This window comes from Aporhodopirellula aestuarii, from assembly GCF_023701485.1.
In the GTDB taxonomy this organism is placed as follows: domain Bacteria; phylum Planctomycetota; class Planctomycetia; order Pirellulales; family Pirellulaceae; genus Rhodopirellula; species Rhodopirellula aestuarii.
Map to the genome: position 1 here is coordinate 1 of NZ_JAMQBK010000011.1, position 23,984 is coordinate 23,984.

Sequence of the window (23,984 nt, forward strand, 5' to 3'; positions counted from 1 at the left end):
TAAAAATCAAAATGCTCTAGTAACGGACACATTGTTGGAGGAGTATGGCGGGCTGTTCCCCCAACCGGTGCTGCCTGGGAGAACTTCGCCCCTTCCGAACCCCTACCCCCCTAATTGATTCAGACGCCAATTCGCCCAAACGCAACGAGGCAGCGAGCCCGAGACCCCATTTGTACCGTAGACCCATCGCGTTGATGGATTCCCTTGCCCTGATCGCTTTACTGGCGGCGGATTTGGATTCCGCCAGTTATTCTTATTTTGATGTCCCCGACACCTCGGCTGAGATTCTGATGGTCTGCCGTTCGCTGCGGCTCGAACCGCGACGGAAAAACGGACGACCTCGGCGCCGGGCGGGTCACGCTACGACGTCTACGATCAAGAACGACTCGACCTGCCGCATTGACCGGCCGGCGTTAACAGGCCATGGTCAAAGCGGTGGCGGGTCGATTCGTTCAAAAAGACTACTTTCTAGTTTTGCCCGCGATCGGACTTTTGAGTCTGACCGGGACATCGTTCGATCGTTCTGGCCCGTCGGTGCTGCGGCCGCGGTTCACGTCTGATTTGAGTTGCGCCAGTAGCTGATCGACCACTTCGGGATGGCTGCTGTAGAGGTTGTTTTGCTCTCCAGGATCGGCTTCCATGTCATAGAGTTGCGCCTCGGCATTGTCGGACTGCTTTTCCTTTGTCCATCCCCCCGAGCCCTTTGTAAGAAGGAGTTTCCATTTGCCTTGGCGATAGGCAAACTTCCCTCCGATCGAATGGTGAATCACGCCCTTCCGACTCGAAACGATTGGCTGGCCGCGCAGCGCGGGTAGAAAGCTAACACTGTCTTCTCCCGCCGTCTCAGGCAGCTTGGCTCCGGCCGCTTCGGCACAAGTTGCCATCAAGTCGGTCAGGCAGATCGTCTGATCGCACTTGCTGCCAGCGTCGACCACGGCAGGCCAACGGACGATGAACGGAACACGATGGCCGCCATCCCAGAGATCCGATTTGTAACCACGGAATTGGGCGCTGGGATAATGGCCTTGCTTTTCCAACTCATCTGCCTTCGATGGCTTGGCGGAACATCCGTTGTCGCTGGTCACGATGATCAGCGTGTTTTCAGCGAACCCCGACGCATCCACCGCCGCAACAATCTGTCCGATCACCGCGTCGGTGTGCATCACAAAGTCACCATACTCGCCCAGCTCACTCTTTCCTTTCCATTCGTCCGAAGGCACGATCGGTGTATGGGGTGACGTCAGTGCGATGTACATGAAGAACGGGGTGTCCGCGCTCTGCTGTTGAATGTATTGAACTGATTGCCGGCCGATTTTGGGTAAAACATCCACCGCCTCCAGATCCGGATGTGCCGGTCCTTTGCGATTGGGATGGAATTCTTTGATCGCCGTCGCTTCTCCGACAAAGCGATCGTTCTTGATAAAGATGTAGGGAGGCATATCGAGCGACGCGGATATGCCGTGATAGTAGTCAAAACCCAGATCGACCGGTCCGCCGCTGATGCGTCCCTTCCAATCCACGTTCTGCGGGTTTCTGCCTCGGACGGAGTTTTTATCGGTGGTGGGAAGCCCCAGCCCAAGATGCCATTTGCCGATGCAGGCCGTGTGGTAGCCGTGCTTCTTGAGAAAACCGGCGACGGTTAATCGATCGGGAGTGATCAGCGGTTCGTTGAAACCGAATAGCACACCGCTTTGCAAACGCGAACGCCAGTTATAGCGTCCGGTCAATATTCCATAGCGGGTCGGGGTGCAAACCGAGGAGCTTGTATGAGCATCGGTGAAGTGCATGCCCTCGTCCGCGAGTCGATCCATCTGCGGCGTGGCGATTTTGCATCGCTCAGGATTCATACAACGCACATCGCCGTAGCCGAGATCGTCCGCCAAGATGAAGACAACGTTCGGTCGCGCCGCAAAGCATGTTGATGCAAACGCAACGAACGTGATCGCCGTCGCCAGCGATAGCCGCGAAATCATTTGTCTTCTCCGTTCCAGTCCGTGATTCTCAAAAAGTAACCAGCAGATGGTTTGTCATCATGACAGGCGAGGAACAGACACTCCGGTTTACCATCTTTCCACAAGATGCTCGGTCGTTCGCTGCGAGCGAGCGGGTCGCCGAAGTAGATTTCGTTGGTCTGGTAGCCGATCTTTGGACGGCCCCAGTCGATCCCATCTTTGGACTGATAGATCAGCCCAGGACGTAACCCGCCAGGGCGTCCTTGAGGTGTCTTGCCGGCCAGCATGTCGGCGACTCCACGCCGGTCTTCTACGATCATGTAGTACATGCCGTTGTAATAGAAAGCATAAGGATCTTCGATATCCAGCTTCTCGTCAGCATAGCTGATCACCGGATTTTTCTCGTAGTTCACATAGGGCCCCTCGATTCGATCGCTGATTGCAAGCGATATCTCGCGGATGGCTTCTTTGCGGGAGTATTTGTCCGTCATCGATTTGTAATAGATCCGGTACTTCCCATCTGGTGCCGCGACAAACGTGGGGTTGGATGCATGAACGATGTTTGCCCCTTTTAAGACACCCGATGCAGGGATTACCGGATTGAGCGGGCTTTCGGTCCACGGACCGCTCAGCGACTTGGCCGTGGCGAGGCCAACTTCCTGTTTCGAGCCGTTCTCGTTGAACCTATTAAGCAAGAAGACGAGCACATAGGTGTCGCCGACCTTTTTGATCTGAGGGTTGTGATAGGAAGCTTCATCGCTGGCAAACGTATCCTCTACAAACGTGTAGGGACCCTCGGGTTTGTCTGCCGTGTAGTGTGCGATTTTGCTGTTTTTGACCCAACTGCCGTTCAACGGAATGATGGAATTGAACACGTGCAGTTTGCCGTCGTCGTCGTAGATCGGTGCCATCCCCCAATTCCAATTGCCTTCCTCGGCGGGGATCACATAGGACCCGGGCACCAAAGACTTGGAAAAAGAGGACTCTTCCAACTCCTCGGATCGAACCTGTCCGACAAACGCGAACAGAACCAGGACGACTAATTGGGTGCAGGTGAGTTTGGGAATCATCATTACTTTTCGCTTTTCCAAAGGTCGATTTTGTCGATGTCGTTTTCCGTTGCTGCGCCGTCGGTGCTGCGTCCGCGCGCGACATCGGTTTCGAGCTGTTTCAGCAAACGAGCAGCGATTTCGGGATGTGAATTGTAAAGGTTGGTCGTTTCACCGGGGTCAGCCTCCATGTCGTAAAGCTGCGCGACCGGGCTGTCTGCGGGCATTTGCTTTTCGTTAGGCGAAGTCCAACCGCCGGATCCCTTCGCCAGCGACAGTTTCCACTTGCCCTGACGATAGGCGAAGTGCCCGCTGATCGAATGATGAATCACACCGGCGCGTGAAGACACAATCGGTTCTCCCTTCAACGCTGGCAGGAAGCTAACACTGTCTTCAGCCGATCCTGCAGGAACCGACGCATCGGTCAGTTCGGCGCAGGTCGCGAACAGATCCGTCAGGCAGATGAGTTGATCGCTGGTCGTGCCCGCCGCGACCTGACCTGGCCAACGCACGATGAATGGAACGCGATGTCCGCCGTCCCAGATGTCGGCCTTGGATCCACGCAAGTGTGCACTCGGATAGTGCCTCTGGGCTTGCAGCTGTGGAATTCCCGCCGCCTTCGAACAACCGTTGTCGGCGCTGAAGATGACAAGCGTGTTATCGCTTAAGCCGTTGCGGTCGAGCGCGTCCAGAATTTCGCCGAAGCCAGCGTCTGTTTGCATCACGAAGTCGGCATACGCTCCGAGTCCGCTCTTGCCTTGCCACTCTTGGGTCGGAACGATCGGGGTGTGCGGCGAACCAAACGGCACGTAGAGAAAGAACGGTTCGCCAGGGGCGTTCGCCGCCCGATGATCGATGTACTGCACCGCTGTGCGAGTCAGACGCGGAAGCATATGTATCTCATCTTCATGCTTGATCACCGTGTCGTTTTCGATCACGCCCTTCATGTCGCCGGCATGATGAAATCCGTGGTAATAATCGAACCCGCGGTCGACTGGCCCGTCTGGAATCTTGCTTCCGACCGGCGCCAGCCCTTTGTCTTTACCTTTGCCTTTGCCGCGTTTAATCGGTTTTTTCGTCGCAGGATCGGAATACTGGAAGTTGAGGTGCCATTTCCCGACAATGCCCGTGTGGTATCCCTGCGATTTGAGGAAATCGGCAACGGTCGGACGATCCTCCGTGATCAGGCAGGGTGCGAACCCTTGAACCACGCCGCGTTGCAAGTGGGTTCGCCAGCTGTAACGCCCAGTCAGCAGTCCATAACGCGTCGGCGTGCAGACCGCTGACCCGGCATGGGCATCGGTGAAAACGATCCCTTCCTTGGCGAGCCGATCCACGTGTGGTGTGGCAATCTTGCCGCGCTCAGGGTTGAGGCAATGGACATCGCCATAGCCAAGATCGTCACACAGGACGACAACCACGTTGGGCTTGGATGCTTGCACGCTGCTGCAGGCAAAAATCACCAAGCCATAAACCAGGAAGGTCTTCAAGTATTTTTGAGTCATGTGTTTCTAATGCGGTTCAATGAATCGGATGGATATTCCAAGCAAACGACGTTGGCGATCGAGGCTGCGTGTTTATTTGCCAGTGGCGAAGCAACGTGGCCGTTTGCTCCGCAAACGGAGATGTAAGTGCACGCTCGTTCGCGGAGCGAACGGCCACGTGAATAAATTCACTGCCTAGGCGGGGTTGTCGCTGCCTGACTCAGGGTGTTCTCATAACGGGCTATGGAAGCCATTCTACTTCGGTGAAATACGCGCCTCCAGCCTTTCCTCTTTTGTCATAGAGCCATGTCACGAGCTCGGTCGGTCCGGCGGGTAGATTGACGTCAAACACTACCCCCTCACTTCCAGGCATCACGTCACGTTCCTCCTCCTCGCCGGCGATCTGTAACTTGGCGCGAACCGCTACGACCGGCTTGTTCGCTTCCTCAGGATACTGACGCAGCGTGATCCGATATCGCCCCGCATTCTTCACCTCGACCATCCACGGTCCCGTCACTTTGGGAAGCCTTGCAATGGAGCCAAAATTCCAGGGAGGATTTCCAGTCGGCATGTACCAATCCTGTGAACATAGAACAGTTGGGTTTTGCGCCGGATTGCCCAAATCGATCCGCACGGGACTCAGGCGCGGGGCAACCTTGTCCCAAAACGGCTGATAGGCGTCGCGCAACTGCTGAACCACTTCGGGATACTGCGCGGAGACATCTTGACGCTGGGCTGGGTCGGCCTCGATATCAAACAGCGTCTGGCCGTCTGAGTTCACTAGACGCCAACGCTCAGTCAACACCACTGAATACTCATAGGGTTTTGCCGGCAGCGCGGTTCCGCCAGCCCCGCCATGAAACTGAACCACGTGATGCTTACGCTCCAATGGTACTTGAGAGCCATTCAGTAATGGCTTGAGGGAGATTCCATCCGGATCGTAGCCATCCAAAACGGGAATCTCGCACAAATCCGCCAAAGTTGGCAGTACATCGATATGTGCGGCCAACGTGTCGATGTCTCGTCCGCCGGTCAGCCCGCCTTTGGGCCAGTGAATGAAGAACGGCACGCGGTGGCCACCGTCGTAGACCGATGACTTTTTACCCCGCATTCCGGCGTTGTATCCCAACAAGGCCTCCGAATCCAAGCCTTTGAATTTGGCGCCCGCCGCTGTTCCGTTGTCGGTCATGAAAATGAGGATCGTATTCTCTTCCAGTCCGAGTTCGTGCAAACGTCGGCGCAAGATCCCCATGTTGTGATCGATGTTGGCGATCATCCCGTAGAAGTTCGGATTAGAAACTTGCTTGTTGCCCTGATAAGGCTCAGCCCATTGCGGTGGAACGCGATACGGCCCGTGCGGCGCATTGAGCGGAAGGTAGAGGAAGAACGGTTTGTCACGGTTTTGTTCGACAAAGCGAAGGCCTTCCCGGAACCAAACGTCCGTGCAGTAGCCCTCAAATTTCTCGAAGCTGCCTTGCTTGTTGTTGACGGAGGCTCGCTCGTAGGTGTCGTCGAAATAATCGTTGCCCCAATAGTCAGACGCTTGCCCCACTCCGCCACACCGGTGCCAGACAACATCCTGGAAGCCGCGGTCTTGAGGACGGTGCGGCGCGTTGTCGCCCAAATGCCACTTGCCGACCATGCCGGTGGCATAGCCAGCTTCCGCAAAAAGATGCCCCATTGTTTTTTCGTCCGGGTGCAGCATCGTCCGCCCCGAACTGGTGCGATAGGCCCCCGTGTATCCCGAATGGTTTCCTGTCATCAGCGACGCCCGCGTCGGCGTGCAAAACGGACTGACATGGAAGTCGGTGAAGCGGATCGATTCGGAGTACAGCTGGTCTAACTCCGGTGTCTTCAGGATTGGATTCCCGTGGCAACCGAGGTCTCCGTAACCCTGGTCGTCCGTCATGACCAGGATGACGTTCGGCTTGCTTGCCGCAGTGTCATTGGGAGCCGCATTCACGGCAGTAGCAATCAAACACAACACACACGATAAGAACTGTGGTAGGTGAGTTTTCATGGAGATAGTGGTCATGTTTGTATTGAGGCGAGCTGGAAGCCGCCACGTGGTTGATCTGAAGTGGTTGGTGTCGGGAGTGTTAGAGCAGAAGTGCAAATCGGGACGGGCGACGCGGCAAACGCTTTGCTTAACTTGATCTTTCGGTTTGTTGGAAGCGAAAGGCTGACGCCATAAATCTTAGCGGAACGGCGCGAGCCGTCCGGTCTCACTCCAAAATTGAATGCTGACCAAGTACGGATACTTTCCTTTCTCAAACGTTCTGATTGTCGAAACCGGAGGGTTCGCATCCTGCCTTCAAAAATCTTAGCGGAACGGCGCAAGCCGTCCGGTGCCACGCGAAATCTAAATGCTGACAAATCACTGACGGCGCCTCGAAAACCTTCTCACGGGATTTGGGTGTTCCTTGCCTGCACGACAGGTGATGCACAAACATTTGACGAGCAAAGTCATGCCCTGAAGGCGTGTTAACATGAAGCGTCTTTTCCATCCGATGAAACGGAGCTTAATTCCTTCAAGTCGAATCATTCCTACATAAGTGAGAGAGACACGTTGTCTCATTCTGGCGGATAGGTTGTGACTCCATTCGCCAGGGGACGTCGATTGTTTTAGTGCCTTTTTTAGCGGAACGGCGCAAGCCGTCCGGTCCCGTGTTACCGGACGGCTCGCGCCGTTCCGCTACATTTGAAATCCTTCAGTTTTACAATCGATGTCTCCTGCAAACGAAGGCTAATGGTACGCTCGTTCGCGGGAGCGAACGGCCACGTGGATGAATTCACCGCCTACGAGCGTCACCTCGCTTCCACCATCACTTTGACGCCTTCCTGTCGTAGATTCACCTCAAAGGCTTCCTGTATTTGATCCAACGGGAACTTGTGGGTGATCAACGAAGTAACCGGCAAACCAATCTGCTCGGCCCGCTGCAAGAAATGGTAGGCGTTGGGATATTCAAAGCTATTGTAAACCCAGCTGCCGATCAGCGTGATTTCCTTGCGACAGATATCGTGGTGCGGGTTGATCGCGCATTCACCTCCATCTACAAAGTGTCCGACTTCGCAGATGCCACCTCCTCGGCGGATGCATTTGAACAAGTTTGAGAAAGCAGTCGGGACACCGGTGACTTGAAAGCCGAAATGAGCCCCCAGACCCTTGGTTAAACTTTGCACTTTTGCCGCGAGATCATCTATGCCGGCATAGTCCTTGTAATTCAGCAAATCGTCGGCTCCCAGCGTTCTCGCCATCTCGAGTCGGTTGGAGTTGCCGTCAATCGCAATGATGTTGTTGATCCCGTAGGTTCGTAGCACGGCGATCATGAGCAGTCCGATCGGGCCACAGCCTTGGACTACAACACGCGAGCGAAAGTTCAACGTCGAGCCACAGTTTTTGGCGCGTTCGAGCGCGTGACAGACGACCGCCGCCGGTTCAATCAGACAACGCAAGTCGACGCTCATCTCGTTGACGACAAAGACTGAAGAGTTGGGGCGAATGATCAAGTACTCGCCGAAGTATCCGTTGAAGTGATTGTCAGGTTCGTCCGGTAGGAGCCCGTAGACTTTCAGATCGTCACAGAGATTGGATTTGAGCGGATTGTACTTGGCGATCATGCAGGCGTCGGAGGTGTCCAGAATGCTTGTCACAATCCTGTCGCCTACGCGGACGGGCTTTCCGACGCTATCCATCTTGACGTCGCGGCCGACTTCGATCACTTCTCCGGTGCCTTCATGGCCAAGGACCACGGGAGCCAAGTTAAACGGATCTGACTTGTAGCAATGGATATCTGTGCCACAAACGCCGCAGGCTTCGACTTTGACGAGAATCTCATCGGGACCGATTTGGCGAAGTGGGAACTCGCTTATCTCGATCTTGCCCGCTGCCTTCATGACCGCTGCGCGGCCCAGTTTGGCGCCAGTAGACTCCCCACGTTTGCTGTGGTCACCTGACTGTGACTTCACCTGGCGGAGGATATCACTGACGATGCGATCGATTTGCTGTTCGTTCGGATTCATGGAATGACTCAATGGTGGTGTGGTCACAGCGGACCATCAATGTGTAGTCGGGGCGTCGTTCGGTGGTCCTGTATCGGCCTTAAAATTTGTCTCGATCATAATCGCAATCGTGCGAATGAGGTTGCGACTTTCCGGCGCCGGAGCGGTTGAGCATTGAGGATACTGGCGTAATCCTCATTATCGAACTTGTAGAAATAACTATCCGACGCGTCGAAGACGCCGCCGGGCGATTCTGACTTGCTTTTCTGGACTAACTCGCGGGTTTCCAATATTGACGCCACCCTGCCCCCCGGGATGGGCGAGCGACGCGAGGGGGAGGGGCGAAGCCGGGTGAATGCCTCCCTCGCCGCCTCGCAGAGGTGACGGCGACTTGTGTCGCATGGCCTCCGTGTTCGCGTATCATGTTTTTGCCCCGCCAGGACGTTCGTAAAAGCGGCTGGCGGAACTCACATGCCGCCGCTGACTTTCAATCAACATTTCCGTCGAGATCCACCGCTTTGGTCCCCTTCAAAACCGCCGAAGCGTCGGTGGCAGCCGCGTTGGGGTGATGTTGTTCCTCGGTGGTCACGATTTCAAATGACCACGCATACTCACCGGAACCTAGGTCAGCCGGCGGAGTGATTCGCAAACCGGCGTCGGTCATTGTCCAGGTCACTTCGTCGCTCGAGCCGAGCAGTTTCACAGATTGGACTTGATCGGCACCCCAACCTGCCGTGGCGTTGATCGTGAACGGGTTTGTCGGTTTCTGAAGTGCGATGGCGTAGAGGTTCTTGCCTTTCGTCGTGAATGCGAGGTGGGCTTCTTTTTGCTCGTTTACCTTCCAGTAGCGCGAACCATAGATGGCATCCCCGTTGACATTGAGCCATTTCCCCATCGCATGCAGACGCTCGACCTGAGGTTCGGGGATCGTGCCGTCCGCTTTGGGACCGATGTTGACCAGGAAGTTACCGTTGCGGCTGATGACTTCGATCATCTCATGGATGACGCTTTCAACAGTCTTGTATTTGTCGCCTTCGAGATAACCGAAGGAGGTGCCAAATGTCGTGCAGCTTTGCCATTTCGGGCCGATCACTTTGAGTTTCAAGTTGTCTTTTTCCAGACAACCGACGCCATCGGGCCAGTTGCGGTTGCCGCCCTTGTTGTTGCAGTACACCGCTTGCCCTCGTGCGGCACCATCATTCATGAAGTCCGTGATCATCAGACGGCACTGATCGTAGAAATATTGCACTTCCGGTTTTGCTTTTCCTTGAAGCACTTTGTTTCCGTCACGCGTCCAGATGGGCACATCATCGATCCACAAAAAGTCGGGCTGATACTTGGCTTGGATCTCTTTCCAACGAGCCACATAGTCGTCCACGAACTCCTTGTCGATTCCAAACGGACCATACAGAGACGCCGCTTCCGGGACCCGTTCGATCTCCTTGGCAATATCCGTCTGGGGCTCGGCGTCGACCACATATAGCTTTTTGGCGAAGAATGATGCGTGACGCTCACGATGATAAGACGGGGCATATTTAAGTCCCCGCTTACGAAGGGCTTTGCCCAAGTCACCGACGAGGTCGCGTTTCGGCCCTTTGTCCACCGCATTCCACGGGGTCAATTCCGAATCCCAGTTGGCCCAGCCATCGTGGTGTTCGGCGGTCATCACGACATATTTGGCGCCGACTTCTTCAAAGAGAGTCGCCCATGCGTCTGGATCCCAGTTCTCGGCTTTGAACTCAGGGATGATGTCCTTGTATCCGAACTCAGGTGGCGTCGCCCCCCATCGCTGCTGCATGTAGGGATAGTAATGAGCCGAGTCGGCATAGAACATCTTGGGCACATGCTCTGAGTAACCGCGGCCGCCCTTGCGGTAGCCGATCACGCTGTATGGCCCCCAGTGAATGAAAATGCCGATCTTTCCATCGTCAAACCATGCCGGTACCGGCATCTTCTGAAGCGATTCCCAAGAGCCGTCGTACGGTTTGGGGTCTTCAGCCTGACTCGGCGAGGTGAACACGAGCAACGCTCCGATGACGGTTGCGATAAACGTGGTTTTCATTGCTATTTTCATTTTTGGATTCGTCGGTTGATGGGAAAAGACACTTTCACGGGCATCCGCGTAGGATCTTTAGATCGATGGGCGGCAATGGCTTCCAGCCTTTGACAATCCATCAATTGAAATTGTTTTGTCAGGCCAACGGCCAGTTCGTCTTTTGGGGATCAGTCTCAAACGTATGGGGTATCGATTTCAAATTTGTGTCGTTGGCAAACGGTTCAAGACTCACCGTGGAACGGTAGCTTCACGCGGTGCCTGGCTTGACCTTGAATATAGCTAGCAACCTCTCCAGGCTTCGAATGGCTGATAACGAAATCGCAGTACCCGGTTTGTCGTGAGAGAAAAACGTTCAACTTTCGCTCGGATCCGCACTGTCATTCGCAAAGCGATTAAAGAGTTCTTCGGTCTTTTTTCGAAGCTCAGCGAGGATGCCGGAGTACTCGGGATTGTTGACCAAGTTGTTCTTCTCCAGCGGATCGTTTTCCAAGTCGTATAACTCTTCAATCACGGGCGAGTGCTCGTTGTAAACGAAGTATTTAAAGCGTTTCGTCCGGACTCCTCGGCTGCGATACGATTTGTTCTCAGCAATCAATTTGTTGTTTGTCTTGTCGAGCTGCTCCACTTTCTTGAGTCGTGCAGTGAACATGGCCTGCAGGAACAGGTTTTCCATGAAGACGGTGTCTCGCCACTGCGACATATCCTGCGTTTGATTCAAAATTCCAGTGAAGTCACGTCCCTGCATGCTCGCAGGGATTTCCACATTTGCGAGTGAAAGGATCGTTGGTGCGAAATCGGTGGTGGAAATCATTGCCGATTCACGGCGGCCTCGCTTCTGTTTTGCGACCCGACCGTCAAATACGATCAACGGAGCCTTTACGGATTCATCGTAGAGCAAAGCCTTGTCGTAGAGACCATGCGACCCATGGAATCTTCCGTTGTCGCTCGTGTAGATCACGATCGTGTTATTCAAGACACGCATCTCTTCTAGTTTTTCGATCAGTCGGCCGACCTGTTGATCGACTGTGTATCCTTGCGTCGCAAAGCGTCTCGCGAGTTTCTGATAAAGCTCGGGTGTTGAGGTGCGGCCGCGATGGAGCGGAACGCCGCGAGCATTTTCTTTGACGACTTTGGGCAGACTCTCGTTATCGCCTTCGACCCAGTTTCCTGGCACCGAGAAGACTTTGTCTTTGAAAATCTCAACATGCGGTCCATACATGTCGCTGTCACGATCGTTCTTAACCGCGTCGAAACTGACCGAGAGGCAGAAAGGTCGATCTTCCGGTTGCGTGTCGAGGAAGTGAATCATGGCGTCACCTTTCTTGATGGTGCGCTCTTTGGGATCCCGGTCAGCTCGAAAAATGTTTTGCAGGACGGCATCGTCTTTTGGATATCTCGCTGCTCCTACCGCGTAGTAGTCGAAATAGTTCTCCATCTTGAAGCCTCCCGCGGTGTAGATACCGAACTTTCCAATGAAGCCCGTGCGGTAGCCCGCTCTTTTGAGTCTCGCAGGATAGGTGTCGTCGAAATCCGCAGGAGTCAATTTCACGTCAAAGGGATAGGTGAAGCCGGATTGGTGACTCGCGAAGTAGCGGCCGGTCATGACCGTTGCGCGGCTGGGCGCGCAGATCGCAACGGCGTGAAAAGCGTTATCAAAAATGACGCCTTCTTGGGCAAGCTTGTCGATGTTTTCAGTTTGGAACTCAGGACGTCCGTAACAACCGAACGTGTCCCAACGCTGGTCGTCGGTCATCAAATAGACGATGTTCGGTTTGTCATTGTCCGCATAGGCGGTCACAACGGAGATGAGGAAGAGACCGAACACGAGAAGAAGTGTTTTCATGGTTGCTGTCATCAAATTGGGGCCGTGCTCAATATTGGATTGGGGAGTAGCTGGACAGCGCCACTTTCTGGCAGACGTATCGGAGTTTTCGACGTTCACGTAGCGGAGCCTCTCCGGGGCTGTGAATCTATTCGCCAGAGGCGAAGCAATGTGGTCGTTTGCTCCGCAAACGAAGCTTACGGGAACGCTCGTTCGCGGAGCGAACGGCCACACTAATAACTTCACAGTCTGCTCGGGGCTCCCAAAGCGGGTAACGCCCGCAATTCTCGGTCTCGGAAAGACCGAGCTACGTGAGAAGTGGCGATGTCCAATTAGCCACGGCGTTGTTTGCATGTTTGGTACACCGGATGAGCCAAGGGTGAGGCGTTCGTCCCTGCTGGGGCCGGTCATCGTTTAGAGCTCTTGGTCGTTATAGATCTTCAAGTGATAAGTCCCGTCGTCTTGTTGTGCGACCATCCACATCCCGGTGCTGTTGAGGCCTCTCTTAATCGCTGGTTCTTTCCCGAGAAGGAGCTTGAGCAGAGAGACCCCGGAACTATTGTGCCCGACCAGCAAAATCGACTTGTCTGTTCCGCCAAATCGCTCTTCGATGAGTTTGATCGCATGCAGCGAAGCGTGCTTGGTGTAGGCGACCTTCAGATTCTCGTCACTACCTTTTGGGGCCGACTTGTAATCATTGGGTGAGTCTTCTCGAAGTACCAAATTGCCCTTTTCATCGTCGGGTACGTCGATCGGGTCGCCGAGGTTTATTATCTCAATCTCTAGGTCGGGAATGTCTTCGGAGAGAATCGTGACCATGCCCGGGCCTTCTCTGAGTTCAGGCCAGACTTCGGCAGACTGCTGCGTCGCTCTGAGATAGGGCAAGATCGTATTACGGGCTCGCCAAATGCTGCTGCAAGCGATGAAGTCGAACTTGTAATCTTGCAGTTTCTTGGTCGCGGCAATCACCTCTTTCTTGCCACGGGGAGTGAATTCATTCGGATTGCCGACATAGGACGGCCATTCGGATTGGGGGATGGCTTTCTCTTCCCACTCCTTCTTCACATTGTGCCCGCCCTCGGCGTGCCGCATGTAATAGATTTTGAGTTCTGCATGCGCTGGGATCGAAAACGCAAGCTGAATGATGATTGCAAACGCTGCGAGTAACGCGGGATGTCTCATTGGACGCTCATTGATGTCGGTGGGTGGGGCCAAGCGAGTAATTGGTTTCGTGAACCGACGCTTGTTGAATGGATGCCTCGTTTGCGATCACCGAAGCGATCGCAAAAGGGCTGGTTACTGCGCATCACTGGCAGGAAGTCCTAGTTGCCGATCACAGCCTTCGGTAATTCAAAGTTCCCCGCGTTTGCACGGTTACTGATCTTGGAGTGACGCTTGCTCCGCGTAGTGTACCAATGATACGTGCCCGTCGCATTCTGATCGGCCACGATCGGCGTCTCATATTCCACGGCGATCACCGTGTTGCGTTGGTCCGGCGCGGTTGCCGGTACTGCGATTTTGGTGACATGCCCGTTGGCGTCGTAGGTCATAGGCAGGGCCGTACGTTTTGGATCTGCTAGGAAATAGGCTTTGGCTGGCTTGCCGACGATGCCGTTAAACTCGATGCCTTCCGGTTTCCACTCCAGAACGTGTAGAAACAATGTCTGGTCCTTTAGAGTCATCGCGCCCCACCAGAAATCGAAGTCCACGGGGGAGTAGTTTGTCGCGTAGATCGCTTCACCGTTGACATCCATCCATTGACCAACTTCTTTGAGACGCTCGATCTCTTCAGGAAGCAAGTTGCCCTGCGAGTCGGGACCTACGTTGAGCAAGAGGTTTACACCTCGGGCAGCACATAGCGCTAAAAACTCGATGATGTCTTTAGAGCTTTTCCAGTGGTCATCGTTCCGGTCGTAGCCCCAATTGTGACGCATCGTCATGCACGTCTCGGTGTCTTGCGTCATCCGCTCGCTCGGAAGCATCCGATCTGGAAGTGACTCGAAGTCTGCGTACTTGCGATTGTTCTCTGGGACCCGGCGGCTGTAGAGGCGACTGCAAATGACCGCGTTTGGCTGCAACTCGCGAACCCGTGCACCTTGCTGATCGGCTTCGATCACGTTGTTGCCGCCGACATCAAACCACAAGACCGCCATCTCGCCGTAGTTGGAGAGTAACTCATCGAGATTTTTTTCGACGAGCTCGAGGTATTCGTCGTTACTCATCGTTCCTGGTTTCCTTTGGAACGAACGATGGTACCAGTCTTTGAACTGCGAATAGTAGACGCCGAACTTCAAACCTTGCTTGGCGCACTCTTCAGAGAGTTCCTTGATGATGTCGCGTTTGAACGGCGTGGCGTCCATCACGTTGTAGTCCGTGGCGTCGGTATCAAACAAGCAAAAACCATCGTGGTGCTTGGACGTGATGACCATGTATTTCATTCCCGCCGCCTTGGCGATCGACACCCATTCTTTCGCATCAAATTCCGTCGGATTGAACTGCGGTGCCAGTGTGCTGCGATACTCCTGCCCCGGGATCTTGACGCTGTTCATCAACCATTCCGCGCTGGCACCGCCCTGTTCTTTCCCGTAATCCTTGCCCTCCCATTCGCCTCCGGCGATCGAATAGAGCCCCCAGTGGATGAACATGCCGAAGCGGGCGTCACGCCACCACTCCATGTGGGAATCGTCAGTGGATTGCGAGAATGCCGATACAGGCATGAGCGTCAAGAACACGATCAGCACGCATTGGGTTGTTTTTCTTGCGTTCATAATGTTCGCTGGTTTGAGGTTGTCCAAGAGTTTGATGAATGTTTCTGATACTTCGTGCTTCCCGACGGATGCTGATTGCTGCGGTCAGAAATGGGGGCGTGTAATGGTTTTCACGAAGGTCCAAAAAAATGTGGAAAGCTATTCCGAACCGCGACAAAGCACCTCACCCAACAGACTTTGTCGAAGTCAGAGTCAGGTACCTCGCACCCGTTCGCATCGACTGCATCGTGGATCATGACTTGGTCGCTCGGCTCGTCCCCATGGACCTTCCATGGGCGAGTCCGGTCGACGCCTATGCCATTTATTTTGGAATTACGCCGGTGGGTAGGCTGGCGAGAGCGACATTATGGTCGACAGAAACCGCCGCGGAGTAATGAACTGCGACATGTCGATGACGAAATGCGTTATTTCCCAAAAGTGACGCGGCGGAGGTGTGCGGGAGAGCGGCGAAGGCGATGTCGGCGGTCGTTTATTGACTCCGAAGGCAGGTATTGCTTCATCGAAGTCGCGGGCGTTTTCGCCTAGCCCTTTTCGTTGGGGTTAATCAGTCCGTGAGGCCGCTGATCTGAACCTTGGATATGGACATCGCCAATCTCGGCGCGGATGCGGTCGGCTTGTTTCATCAATTCAGTCACCACTTCGGGATGCTGTGAAACGACGTTCTGTGTTTCGCTGATGTCACTTTCGAGGTTGAACAACAGCGGTTGATTCAGCGAGAGATAGGGTTTGCGAACACTGTCTCCCTTTTTGGCCCAGTACGGCTGATCGGCTTTGGTGCGGGGCAAATGAAGTTTCCACTTGCCTTTGCGGACGGCCTGTAAGTTCAAACCGTTGTAGTAGTAAAACCACTCGTGCGGACTTTGGTCGGTTTCGCCTGTTAAGAGATCGATGATGTTCTTTCCGTCAATCGTTCGGTCGCTCGGCGGCGCGACTCCTGCCACGTGACAAAAGAGCGGCAACAAATCCATGCTGGTGATCAAAGCGTCCGAGACTTGCACGGCCGGGATTTTACCGGGCCAACGAAAGATTCCAGGCACGCGATGACCGCCTTCCATGGTGACGTACTTGCCTCCAGTCAACGGCTCTGCCGATCCGTCTCGGGCCGGTCCGTTATCGGACATCAGAACGATCAACGTATTTTCCGCGATCCCCGATTCCTCTACCGCGGCCCGTACCCGTCCGACGCTGTGGTCGAGTTCCGCGATGAAGGCACCGTAGGCAGCCGCCCGTCCTTTATCGGCTGGGTTCTTGAACGGTTTGCTGGGTAGAATCGGAGAATGGGCAATGTGATGTGAGAAGTAGATGAAGAATGGCTCTCGTCGATCACCCTTGATAAACTCGACGACTTCATCGGTGTACAGCTTCGTCACTTTCTCGAAATCGACATGGGCTTCTTCCACCTCGCGGTTCCGGTAAAGCGTGTCGGCATCAGCAACCGTGTCGGAGTAGTTGCTGTGAAGCCCCAAGTATTCGTCGAAACCGGCGTCGAGTGGATGGGAGCCTTCGACGTGAAACCCGAGGTGCCATTTGCCGACCATTTTGTTGTAGTACCCGGCGGATTTGAGAAGTTCCGCGATGGTCAACTCGTCGGGAGCGATCCCGTATTGTTCGTACTTAGGAGTGTTGTGCCTGGAAATGGGATGCCCGCAGCGCATCGGGTATCGTCCGGTCATCAGTGCGGCGCGCGAAGGCCCGCAGACGTTCGCGGCGACAAGACAATCGGTCGAGCGAAAACCGTCACGTGCTAAACGGTCGATCTCCGGGGTCTTTCGATTCGAGCCATAGCAACCTAGATCCCCATATCCGACGTCGTCAACGAAGAGGAGAATTATGTTCGGCTTTTGAGACGGCTGCTCCGCCCACGCCAAATTCGCCCCAAAGAGAGTCATGCATGCGGCCGCCAACGCGAGTATTTGATGACAACGTTTCATTCCTGGTACTCTCTTTTCGTCAAGGGGTTCGCGTCGGCTACAAGTTCAGTGATCCGAGCTTTCTGTCTTGGGGTGAGTAACGGAGTTGACCGCATCGCCTCTTCTCAAGCCCATGCATCGCCCCCTCGGGAACGATCGGTTACTGCTCATATTCAAAACAACAATTCAATTATAGACGAGATGCGTTGACGCGCAACGGAGCCCGGTGAGGTGGTTCTGAATTGTCCTGTCCCCGCGAACATCGCGGTTTACCAAACTTGAACTTTCGGGCTGCTGGAACCGGAGAGCTCGCGCCCTGCCGCTAAGAGAACTCGCGGAACGGCGCGAGCCGTTTGTTTGACCGCAAGTTTGAACACTGATCGAGTTTGTAGCAGTTTGGCGGCGATCCGCCGGCTGTCGAAAGCAAACAGGAGTTTGGTCATCTCAACTCTCGGAGTTCTGCCGTCGAGTTAGCGTGAATTGCGTACGCCGCTGGCGATAAATAGGTAGGATTGAGTGCAACGCATGAAGGGTCGACCCGTTTGCTGAAAAGATAAACCCATGAATCTATTCGATACCTCTGGATTTCCTCCCCGTTGGTCGTGTGGTTGGGCGTGGGCCGAACAGCCCTGGGTTGGATGGATGCACATCCTTTCTGACTTGGTGATCTTTGCCGCGTACTTTGCAGTTCCAATCGTTGTGATGTATTTCGTGAGGCAACGCAATGATCTGAAATTCCCGCCCATCTTCTATGGGTTCTTGGGGTTGATTTTCTTTTCCTGCGGCACCGTTCACCTGGTCGAAGCGGGAATCTTTTGGTGGCCGGTTTACAAACTCTCGGCCGTGGCAAAGTTGGTTACGGCCGTATTCTCCGCCAGCGGTGTGGTTCTGCTTGCACGTGTTCTGCCCCTGGCATTGGAGCTCAAAAGTGGGGCGGCGTACGCCGCGCTGGTCGACGACCGACGCAAGACCGAAGCGATGCTCAAGCGTGAACAGTTCCTGCTGGGGACGATGATGAAAACGGTGCCGGACCTGATTTACTTCAAGGACACCCACAGTCGCTTTACCCACGTCAGCGATTCGTTTGCAAGGTTCATGGGAGTGGATACTCCTGAATCGGTAGTTGGCAGAACCGACTACGACTACTTTCCGAAGGATTTTGCGGACGAAACGCGCGCTGAGGAAGTCGAGCTGATGCGGACTCGTGAGCCTATGATCGGAAAGGAAGAACCCGAACGCTCAGCAGCTGGCGAACAGATCTGGCTATCCAGTACCAAACTGCCGCTGCTCGATGAGTCAGGCGAAGTCATCGGACTCTTTGGTCTATCCCGTGACATCACCCCCCAAAAGCACGCTGCCGAAGTGATGGAAATTGCCAAGGAAGCGGCTGAGTCGGCGAGCCGCGCGAAAAGCGATTTTTTGGCCAATATGAGTCACGAAATACGCACCCCCATGAATGCGATCATGGGCATGACTGAGTTGGTTCTGGATACCGACCTGACGCCGTCGCAGCATGACTTCCTTTCGATTGTCTACGAATCGGCTGAAACTCTGCTGTCGGTGATTAACGAAATCCTTGACTTCTCAAAAATCGAAGCCGGAAAGCTGGAACTGACTGCTGAGGACATCTCGTTACGAGACGAGGTCGGGAACACTCTCAAGAGTCTTGGGTTGCGAGCGCATACCAAGGGAATCGAGTTGGCGTGGCAGGTGCATGCTGACGTTCCCGAGCACTTTCTGGCGGACCCGGTGCGACTCCGACAGGTGTTGGTCAATCTGGTCGGGAACGCCATTAAGTTCACGTCCGAAGGGGAAGTGGTTGTTGAAGTCACGCTGGAGAAAATGCAGTCCGATGTTGCGCGACTTCACTTCATCGTCAGTGACACAGGTATTGGGATTGCTGAACACAAACTGGATTCCGTGTTTGATGCGTTTGAGCAAGCTGACCAGTCCACCACGCGTCAGTTCGGCGGAACCGGGTTGGGGCTCGCGATCTCGAAGAAGATTATCCAAGCGATGAACGGTCGCATTTGGGTGGAAAGCACTCTCGGCAAGGGCAGCGAGTTCCATTTCATCGTGGAACTTCCATTGGGGGAAGTGCCTCCGGACGGGACCTCACTCGCGGATCTGGATCTCTCGAGAATTCCAGTGGTGATTGTGGATGACAACGCCACCAATCTTCGTATCTTGACCGAAGTTTTGCAAAGCTGGAACATGACTGTCCAAGCTGTCGCTAACGCGCCTGCCGCTTTGGAAGCGATTCACGAAACGCTCGCGTCCGAAGGCGAGTTGCCGCTATTGATCAGTGATTCCCAAATGCCTGGCATGGATGGTTTTACCCTCGCCGAGAAGATCCGAGCGAGTGATGAATTGCGAGAGACCGTGATCATCATATTGACATCGGGCGCCCATTCCAGTGATGCGATTCGGTGTCGTCAGCTAGGTATCAATGCCCATATGATGAAGCCGGCGAAACAATCTGAGTTGCAACAGGCGATCACACGCGTCCTTGGCCGACGGCCGTTGCCGAGTCGACCTGCGGCTGAAAAAGCAGGTCTTGATCGACCCGCCGGCCGATCGCTTCAGATCCTGGTCGTCGAAGACGGATACGCGAATCAGAAACTGGCCATGGCTCTGCTTGAAAAATGGGGGCACCAAACAACGCTCGCCGAAAACGGTCAACAGGCGGTCGATGCTTGGCGAACAGGTTCCTTCGACGTGATCTTGATGGACGTACAAATGCCAGTGATGGACGGGCTCACCGCGACTCGCACGATCCGTGATTTGGAGCGAGCGTCGCAGACCGGCAAGCACGTTCCGATCGTGGCGATGACAGCCCGGGCGATGAAGGGGGATCGCGAAAAATGCCTTGAGGTGGGCATGGATGACTACGTGACCAAGCCGATCCAACGCGAGGAATTACTCAACGTGTTGGAATCGCTCGTCTCATCCGGCATTTTGTCAGAGCATGACGATGCGGAGCCAACCAGTGACACGGCGACGGGCCAAGGCATCGCTTCCGGCCAAGGCACCGCTTCCGGCGGTCTCATCGATTGGAACGTCGCGCGTAAAAACGTCCAAGGTGATGAGGAGATCCTGAAAGTGATCGTCGAAGCGGCGCTCGATGAATTTGCGAAACTCATGGCAGAGCTTACCGCGGCGATGGAAGCAGGTGACGCACCGACGGCGCTACGCTGTGCTCATACGCTCAAGAGCACCGCCAATACCTTTGGTGCCACGCTATTGCAGGAGTGCAGTTTGGCAATGGAAACCGACGCAAGATCAGGAGACTTGGATGGCGTCCGCGAACGGCAACCGGAAGCCGAACGGTTGTGCCAGCAGATTCTGATGGAACTGAAAGACCGCTTGGCGTCGATGGACTCGAACTAGATCACTACGTTCGCCAGAACGTGTCCCACCCTCTGGGGCCGGTGGCGACAGCAAAAGTCAAATCTCTTTCGTTCAAGCCAACTCAACGTCAATCTCCAGTTGCTGTCCGGCCGTTAAAGTGATCGCGCTTTCGAATTCCAAGGTCAGAGTGCTGCCATTCACTTCGACGCGGGGCGTCACTGAATTGCCACCGCTCGTCACCCGGACGGACTGGGGAAGTTTGCTTTTGGTTGCGGCCATAGACACCTCGCTCAGGCGAAGCTGACCTTCCCGCAGATCCAGAGTCGCTTTGAGCTGGTTCGCCTCCTGAACCTGGGTATAAAGCCCATAGCCCTCGGCGACGGTAAAGAAGCTGGCGTGGTCTTCCGGATTTAAACGAGGCCGGAAGCCGATGATTCCCGCCGGTCCGTCGTATTGAAAGCCTTGCAAAGCAATCAAGGCTGACCAGACGCTAAGGGAACGGCCGTAGAATTTGCCACACTCATCGTCGCCGTAAGGATTGCCCGAGTATCCCCAGGCACCGTTCGCAAAATCGGAGACCCCTTCGGTCCGCAAGCGGCCGTTGTAGCGATCCGAGATCACCTTCAGGAGCATCAGGCCCTCATGCAGCATGCCGTTCTGAATCAAGGACACCGCGGCGCTGTATTCGAAACCGGTCATCACCTCGTCCCCGTATTTCATTCCGGGGATCGGCTGAGGGTTATTGGGCCACGTAATCATCTTCATGCCGCCATCATCGACTTCGCAGTACTGACGCGGCTTGAGCGATTGACCATGGAAGTCGGCGAAGAAGTTGTGCTTCAGCAGAGCCTGCATCGCCTGGTGGGAGCGATCGGTTGGAAAGTTCCGATCAATGCCAACTTGATCGGCCCACCACTCGCCCAGGATCTGATCGATATGGCAACCGTCCAAATAGTCTTGGATTCGCTTCTCACCGACTTCTTGGATGTAGTATTCACCGTTCCACAAACGGTCGTTTTGGAGCTTCTTGCCGGACTCGCGAATCCTGCGGTATTCCGCGGCGGCATCCGGTTCGCCCATCGTGTCTGCCATGCGTGCACCGGCTTCGAGGGAGGACAGATACAAGCTACCGATCCAGGACGAGCAGCCTGTCATATCTCCATCGAGCGTGTTGTGCTGAACGGTCTGCAGGAATCCGTCGCGTTTGGGGTTGTAATGATTGATGCCCCAATCGATCGCCTTCTTCACCTTCGGCCATTGTGACTTGAGCCAGCTTTCGTCTGTCGCGCAGAGATGCTCTCGGTAAGTGTTGAGGATTGTCCCAAAGTGACCATCGGCAGCTGAACTCTGATTGGTATGTCGATACGGCGTCAGACCGCTGGGCAGTTGCATCGAATAGTCTTGCTCACGCATTTTACGCCCAAGTTCAGGCAGAAGTCGTGCGTGAGCTTGAGCGTAGTGCCAAACGTGCGTGCAGTTGCCAGCACAGCATCCTTTTGTCGGATTGCAGCCCTCCCAAGCACCGAAGTAACCATCGGCGGCCCACCAACAAGTTTGGCTGCGCAGAACCGCCAGCTGCGAACTCATCCGATCCAACAACCACACCGGAAGTGTTGACTCGTAAAGTGTGTCGTGGAAAAGGCGGGTCCGAGCGATCAGCTCAGCCAGGTTTTCTTGCAGGTATTCCGCCAAACCGATTGCGTTTGGCCACCAATTGGTGTAGTTCTGGCCCGCGCGATTCCACTTGCCCCCCTTGGAGCCTCCTTCTCCTTCCAAATTCCTTCTGGCTTTGCCTTCGCCATGTCGGCCACCTTCGAAATACCACGTCAGTGCAAAAGTGACCGACTTAGTCTCGCCAGGAGCGAGCTCAAGCGGCACCGACAGCGCGCCGTTAACCGTTTTGCCAGCGGCGGAGATCTCTGACGTTGCAGGACCCTTACACGAGCCGTCTGCGTCAAAGGCACCATGTAATTCCTCCACGCTATCCCACGAGGCACAGCCCGATGCACCAACAGCCCGCGTCATCAGCACCATGTCCGATCCGGCTATTCCGCTGCGGGTCATGTGCAACAGTGTGGCATCGCCTTCTTGCTTGACGCGATTTTGGTTCTTGCCAAAGTTCCCGCCGTTGCCTTCGGCGTAGCCGAGTGCGTTCTTTTGTGCTGCCAGCACGTCAACCTTCACCGCGGACGGCGAAGGATTGGTAACCGTTGCCGTATAAATCGCACAGGGAATCGCCGAGTTCTTCAGGTCCATCGGGATGAAGGGGTTGAAGACTTCCAACTCCACCTCCAGCGGCAACGCTGGTTCTTCAAATCGATATTTGGCAAGGGGATACTCGCCTTCGAATTTCAACGAAGACATCGCCGCAAAAGGACCGACCGATTCGGTTTGCAACGCGCGAATCACTGGTTCGCCACCCGCGGTTTGAGCCCGCACCGCGAGAAAACTGTCAGCGATGCGTTCTTCCGAATAATTACAGGCGATCTGCCAAATGGCAGGTTCAGCTTTGCCGTTGAACTGAATGCCGCCGGCACCGATACCACCGACGGTGAAGTTGATCGCATCGAGATGCTCGCCTTCGTAGACGCGAGTTTTCCCCGGGGCGGTCAGCGCGGGGTCGCTTAGGATTGCCTGCGTCTTGCGAGCCCGGCGGGCGTTGCGTTCGGCCTCGACGCGAGCAACGATTTCCCCCGATTCTTTTAGACGCTGCTCCCATCCTGCGGCCCGAAGATGGTTCTGGAAATCCGCCAATGTCAAACCCTCGGCGTAGCACGCGACTTCGTCGAGACAGACATCGGTTGAGCCCCAACCGTTTACTGTGGTCGATCCAAACGTCATGGTCGATTTGGCTGGCCCCCTGCGCGTGAATTCAAATGCACCGCCCACCAGGCTGCACTCGTAGCCATCCACATAGGCCCGCAGGTCGAGATCGAAACTGGTGATCCCCAAGTGGTACCACCGCCCCACTTCGATCGGCTGGTCGGTGGGCAGATTGATCGTGGTCAGCACATCCCCGTTGACGTTTTGATAGATCAGTGCGGATAGGTCGTTCTTGACCCCGACGATGTACCGCGCCTGTTGCCCGGCGGTTTGTGCAATGATCACCGGATCTTCCACACCCTGCGGCGGCGAAGCGAGTTTGAAGAACAACTCCAGAGTCGCTGATCGGCCTCTCAGGTGATCGGTATTCTGCACCGCAACCGATTGTTCTGGCATCAAACAAATCGCTTTGCCATCCACAACGCCCTCGGCAAACGAAGCTGAGCCCTGGCCTTTAGCGGGGGCCTTGCCCATGGCGTCGACCAGATCGCCATCAAACTGCCAATAGCCACGCAACGACGCATGTGCCTTGACCGCGTCCGAATAGTTTGCCTGTTGCCCAGCGGCCAGCAGCGGACGGGTGCTCAACCCTGCAGTCAGAACGCTAGCGGCGACAAGGAATCGACGTCGGGACATGTCGAGATTGGAGTCGCAGCATACTGAGTCGTTCACGGAATCGTTGAGGACTTTGAGGTGCATGTTTCATTGCCAGGTTAGTAGATGTGGTGGATTTCGCCAGGAATCCCGTGACGACAGATTTTGCGTGG

Annotated in this window: 13 protein-coding genes; 2 read left to right on the forward strand and 11 right to left on the reverse strand. The window is 54.9% G+C overall.

Going from position 1 to position 23,984, the window contains the following annotated elements; translation table 11 throughout:
- Positions 1-461: 461 nt before the first annotated feature.
- The 9 genes from NB063_RS02965 to NB063_RS03005 form a co-directional block, all read right to left on the reverse strand.
- Positions 462-1,973 carry a sulfatase family protein gene (locus NB063_RS02965; RefSeq protein ID WP_250927254.1) on the reverse strand — a complete coding sequence of 504 codons (1,512 nt, stop codon included), beginning with the start codon at positions 1,971-1,973 and terminating at the stop codon, positions 462-464.
- Positions 1,970-3,025, reverse strand: a complete 1,056-nt coding sequence (locus NB063_RS02970; protein ID WP_250927255.1) for a glycoside hydrolase family protein — start codon at positions 3,023-3,025, stop codon at positions 1,970-1,972. Before NB063_RS02970 ends, NB063_RS02965 begins: the two co-directional genes overlap by 4 nt.
- Positions 3,025-4,506 (reverse strand): sulfatase family protein, encoded by a 1,482-nt coding sequence (locus NB063_RS02975; RefSeq protein ID WP_250927256.1) that lies wholly within the window; start codon positions 4,504-4,506, stop codon positions 3,025-3,027. The genes NB063_RS02970 and NB063_RS02975 overlap by 1 nt, the downstream gene beginning before the upstream one ends.
- A gap of 220 nt (positions 4,507-4,726) precedes the next feature.
- The gene (locus NB063_RS02980) at positions 4,727-6,505 is read right to left on the reverse strand and encodes an arylsulfatase (protein WP_250927257.1); all 1,779 of its coding nucleotides are present in this window, start codon (positions 6,503-6,505) and stop codon (positions 4,727-4,729) included.
- A 788-nt stretch (positions 6,506-7,293) separates the two neighbouring features.
- Entirely contained in the window at positions 7,294-8,508 is a 1,215-nt protein-coding gene (locus NB063_RS02985) for a zinc-dependent alcohol dehydrogenase (RefSeq protein ID WP_250927258.1), read from the reverse strand.
- 466 nt (positions 8,509-8,974) lie between these two features.
- The gene (locus NB063_RS02990) at positions 8,975-10,549 is read right to left on the reverse strand and encodes an alpha-L-fucosidase (RefSeq protein ID WP_250927259.1); all 1,575 of its coding nucleotides are present in this window, start codon (positions 10,547-10,549) and stop codon (positions 8,975-8,977) included.
- A 346-nt stretch (positions 10,550-10,895) separates the two neighbouring features.
- On the reverse strand, positions 10,896-12,386 hold the full coding sequence (locus NB063_RS02995; protein WP_250927260.1) for a sulfatase-like hydrolase/transferase: 1,491 nt from the start codon (positions 12,384-12,386) through the stop codon (positions 10,896-10,898).
- 393 nt (positions 12,387-12,779) lie between these two features.
- Positions 12,780-13,547 carry a histidine phosphatase family protein gene (locus NB063_RS03000; protein WP_250927261.1) on the reverse strand — a complete coding sequence of 256 codons (768 nt, stop codon included), beginning with the start codon at positions 13,545-13,547 and terminating at the stop codon, positions 12,780-12,782.
- Between the two features lie 140 nt (positions 13,548-13,687).
- Positions 13,688-15,133 carry an alpha-L-fucosidase gene (locus NB063_RS03005; RefSeq protein WP_250927262.1) on the reverse strand — a complete coding sequence of 482 codons (1,446 nt, stop codon included), beginning with the start codon at positions 15,131-15,133 and terminating at the stop codon, positions 13,688-13,690.
- A 128-nt stretch (positions 15,134-15,261) separates the two neighbouring features.
- On the opposite strand from NB063_RS03005, the gene NB063_RS03010 reads away from it, so the two are divergent.
- Positions 15,262-15,507 (forward strand): hypothetical protein, encoded by a 246-nt coding sequence (locus NB063_RS03010; RefSeq protein ID WP_250927263.1) that lies wholly within the window; start codon positions 15,262-15,264, stop codon positions 15,505-15,507.
- A gap of 147 nt (positions 15,508-15,654) precedes the next feature.
- Here the strand turns inward: NB063_RS03010 and NB063_RS03015 are convergent, their stop codons facing one another.
- Positions 15,655-17,064, reverse strand: coding sequence for a sulfatase family protein (locus tag NB063_RS03015; RefSeq protein ID WP_250927264.1), 1,410 nt, complete (start codon positions 17,062-17,064; stop codon positions 15,655-15,657).
- A 540-nt stretch (positions 17,065-17,604) separates the two neighbouring features.
- On the opposite strand from NB063_RS03015, the gene NB063_RS03020 reads away from it, so the two are divergent.
- Positions 17,605-20,433 (forward strand): PAS domain-containing hybrid sensor histidine kinase/response regulator, encoded by a 2,829-nt coding sequence (locus tag NB063_RS03020; RefSeq protein WP_250927265.1) that lies wholly within the window; start codon positions 17,605-17,607, stop codon positions 20,431-20,433.
- 72 nt (positions 20,434-20,505) lie between these two features.
- Here NB063_RS03020 and NB063_RS03025 read toward each other — a convergent pair whose 3' ends face one another.
- On the reverse strand, positions 20,506-23,916 hold the full coding sequence (locus NB063_RS03025; RefSeq protein ID WP_250927266.1) for a GH116 family glycosyl-hydrolase: 3,411 nt from the start codon (positions 23,914-23,916) through the stop codon (positions 20,506-20,508).
- Between the last annotated feature and the right edge of the window lie 68 nt (positions 23,917-23,984).

What these genes read in the sequence shown, in the direction of transcription:
- NB063_RS03000 (WP_250927261.1), bottom strand. Translation starts at nt 13,547, where the DNA reads ATGAGACATCCCGCGTTACTCGCAGCGTTTGCAATCATCATTCAGCTT.
- NB063_RS03005 (WP_250927262.1), bottom strand. Translation starts at nt 15,133, where the DNA reads ATGAACGCAAGAAAAACAACCCAATGCGTGCTGATCGTGTTCTTGACG.
- NB063_RS02970 (WP_250927255.1), bottom strand. Translation starts at nt 3,025, where the DNA reads ATGATGATTCCCAAACTCACCTGCACCCAATTAGTCGTCCTGGTTCTG.
- NB063_RS02990 (WP_250927259.1), bottom strand. Translation starts at nt 10,549, where the DNA reads ATGAAAACCACGTTTATCGCAACCGTCATCGGAGCGTTGCTCGTGTTC.
- NB063_RS02995 (WP_250927260.1), bottom strand. Translation starts at nt 12,386, where the DNA reads ATGAAAACACTTCTTCTCGTGTTCGGTCTCTTCCTCATCTCCGTTGTG.
- NB063_RS02980 (WP_250927257.1), bottom strand. Translation starts at nt 6,505, where the DNA reads ATGAAAACTCACCTACCACAGTTCTTATCGTGTGTGTTGTGTTTGATT.
- NB063_RS02975 (WP_250927256.1), bottom strand. Translation starts at nt 4,506, where the DNA reads ATGACTCAAAAATACTTGAAGACCTTCCTGGTTTATGGCTTGGTGATT.
- NB063_RS03010 (WP_250927263.1), top strand. Translation starts at nt 15,262, where the DNA reads ATGTGGAAAGCTATTCCGAACCGCGACAAAGCACCTCACCCAACAGAC.
- NB063_RS03015 (WP_250927264.1), bottom strand. Translation starts at nt 17,064, where the DNA reads ATGAAACGTTGTCATCAAATACTCGCGTTGGCGGCCGCATGCATGACT.
- NB063_RS02965 (WP_250927254.1), bottom strand. Translation starts at nt 1,973, where the DNA reads ATGATTTCGCGGCTATCGCTGGCGACGGCGATCACGTTCGTTGCGTTT.
- NB063_RS03020 (WP_250927265.1), top strand. Translation starts at nt 17,605, where the DNA reads ATGAATCTATTCGATACCTCTGGATTTCCTCCCCGTTGGTCGTGTGGT.
- NB063_RS02985 (WP_250927258.1), bottom strand. Translation starts at nt 8,508, where the DNA reads ATGAATCCGAACGAACAGCAAATCGATCGCATCGTCAGTGATATCCTC.
- NB063_RS03025 (WP_250927266.1), bottom strand. Translation starts at nt 23,916, where the DNA reads ATGCACCTCAAAGTCCTCAACGATTCCGTGAACGACTCAGTATGCTGC.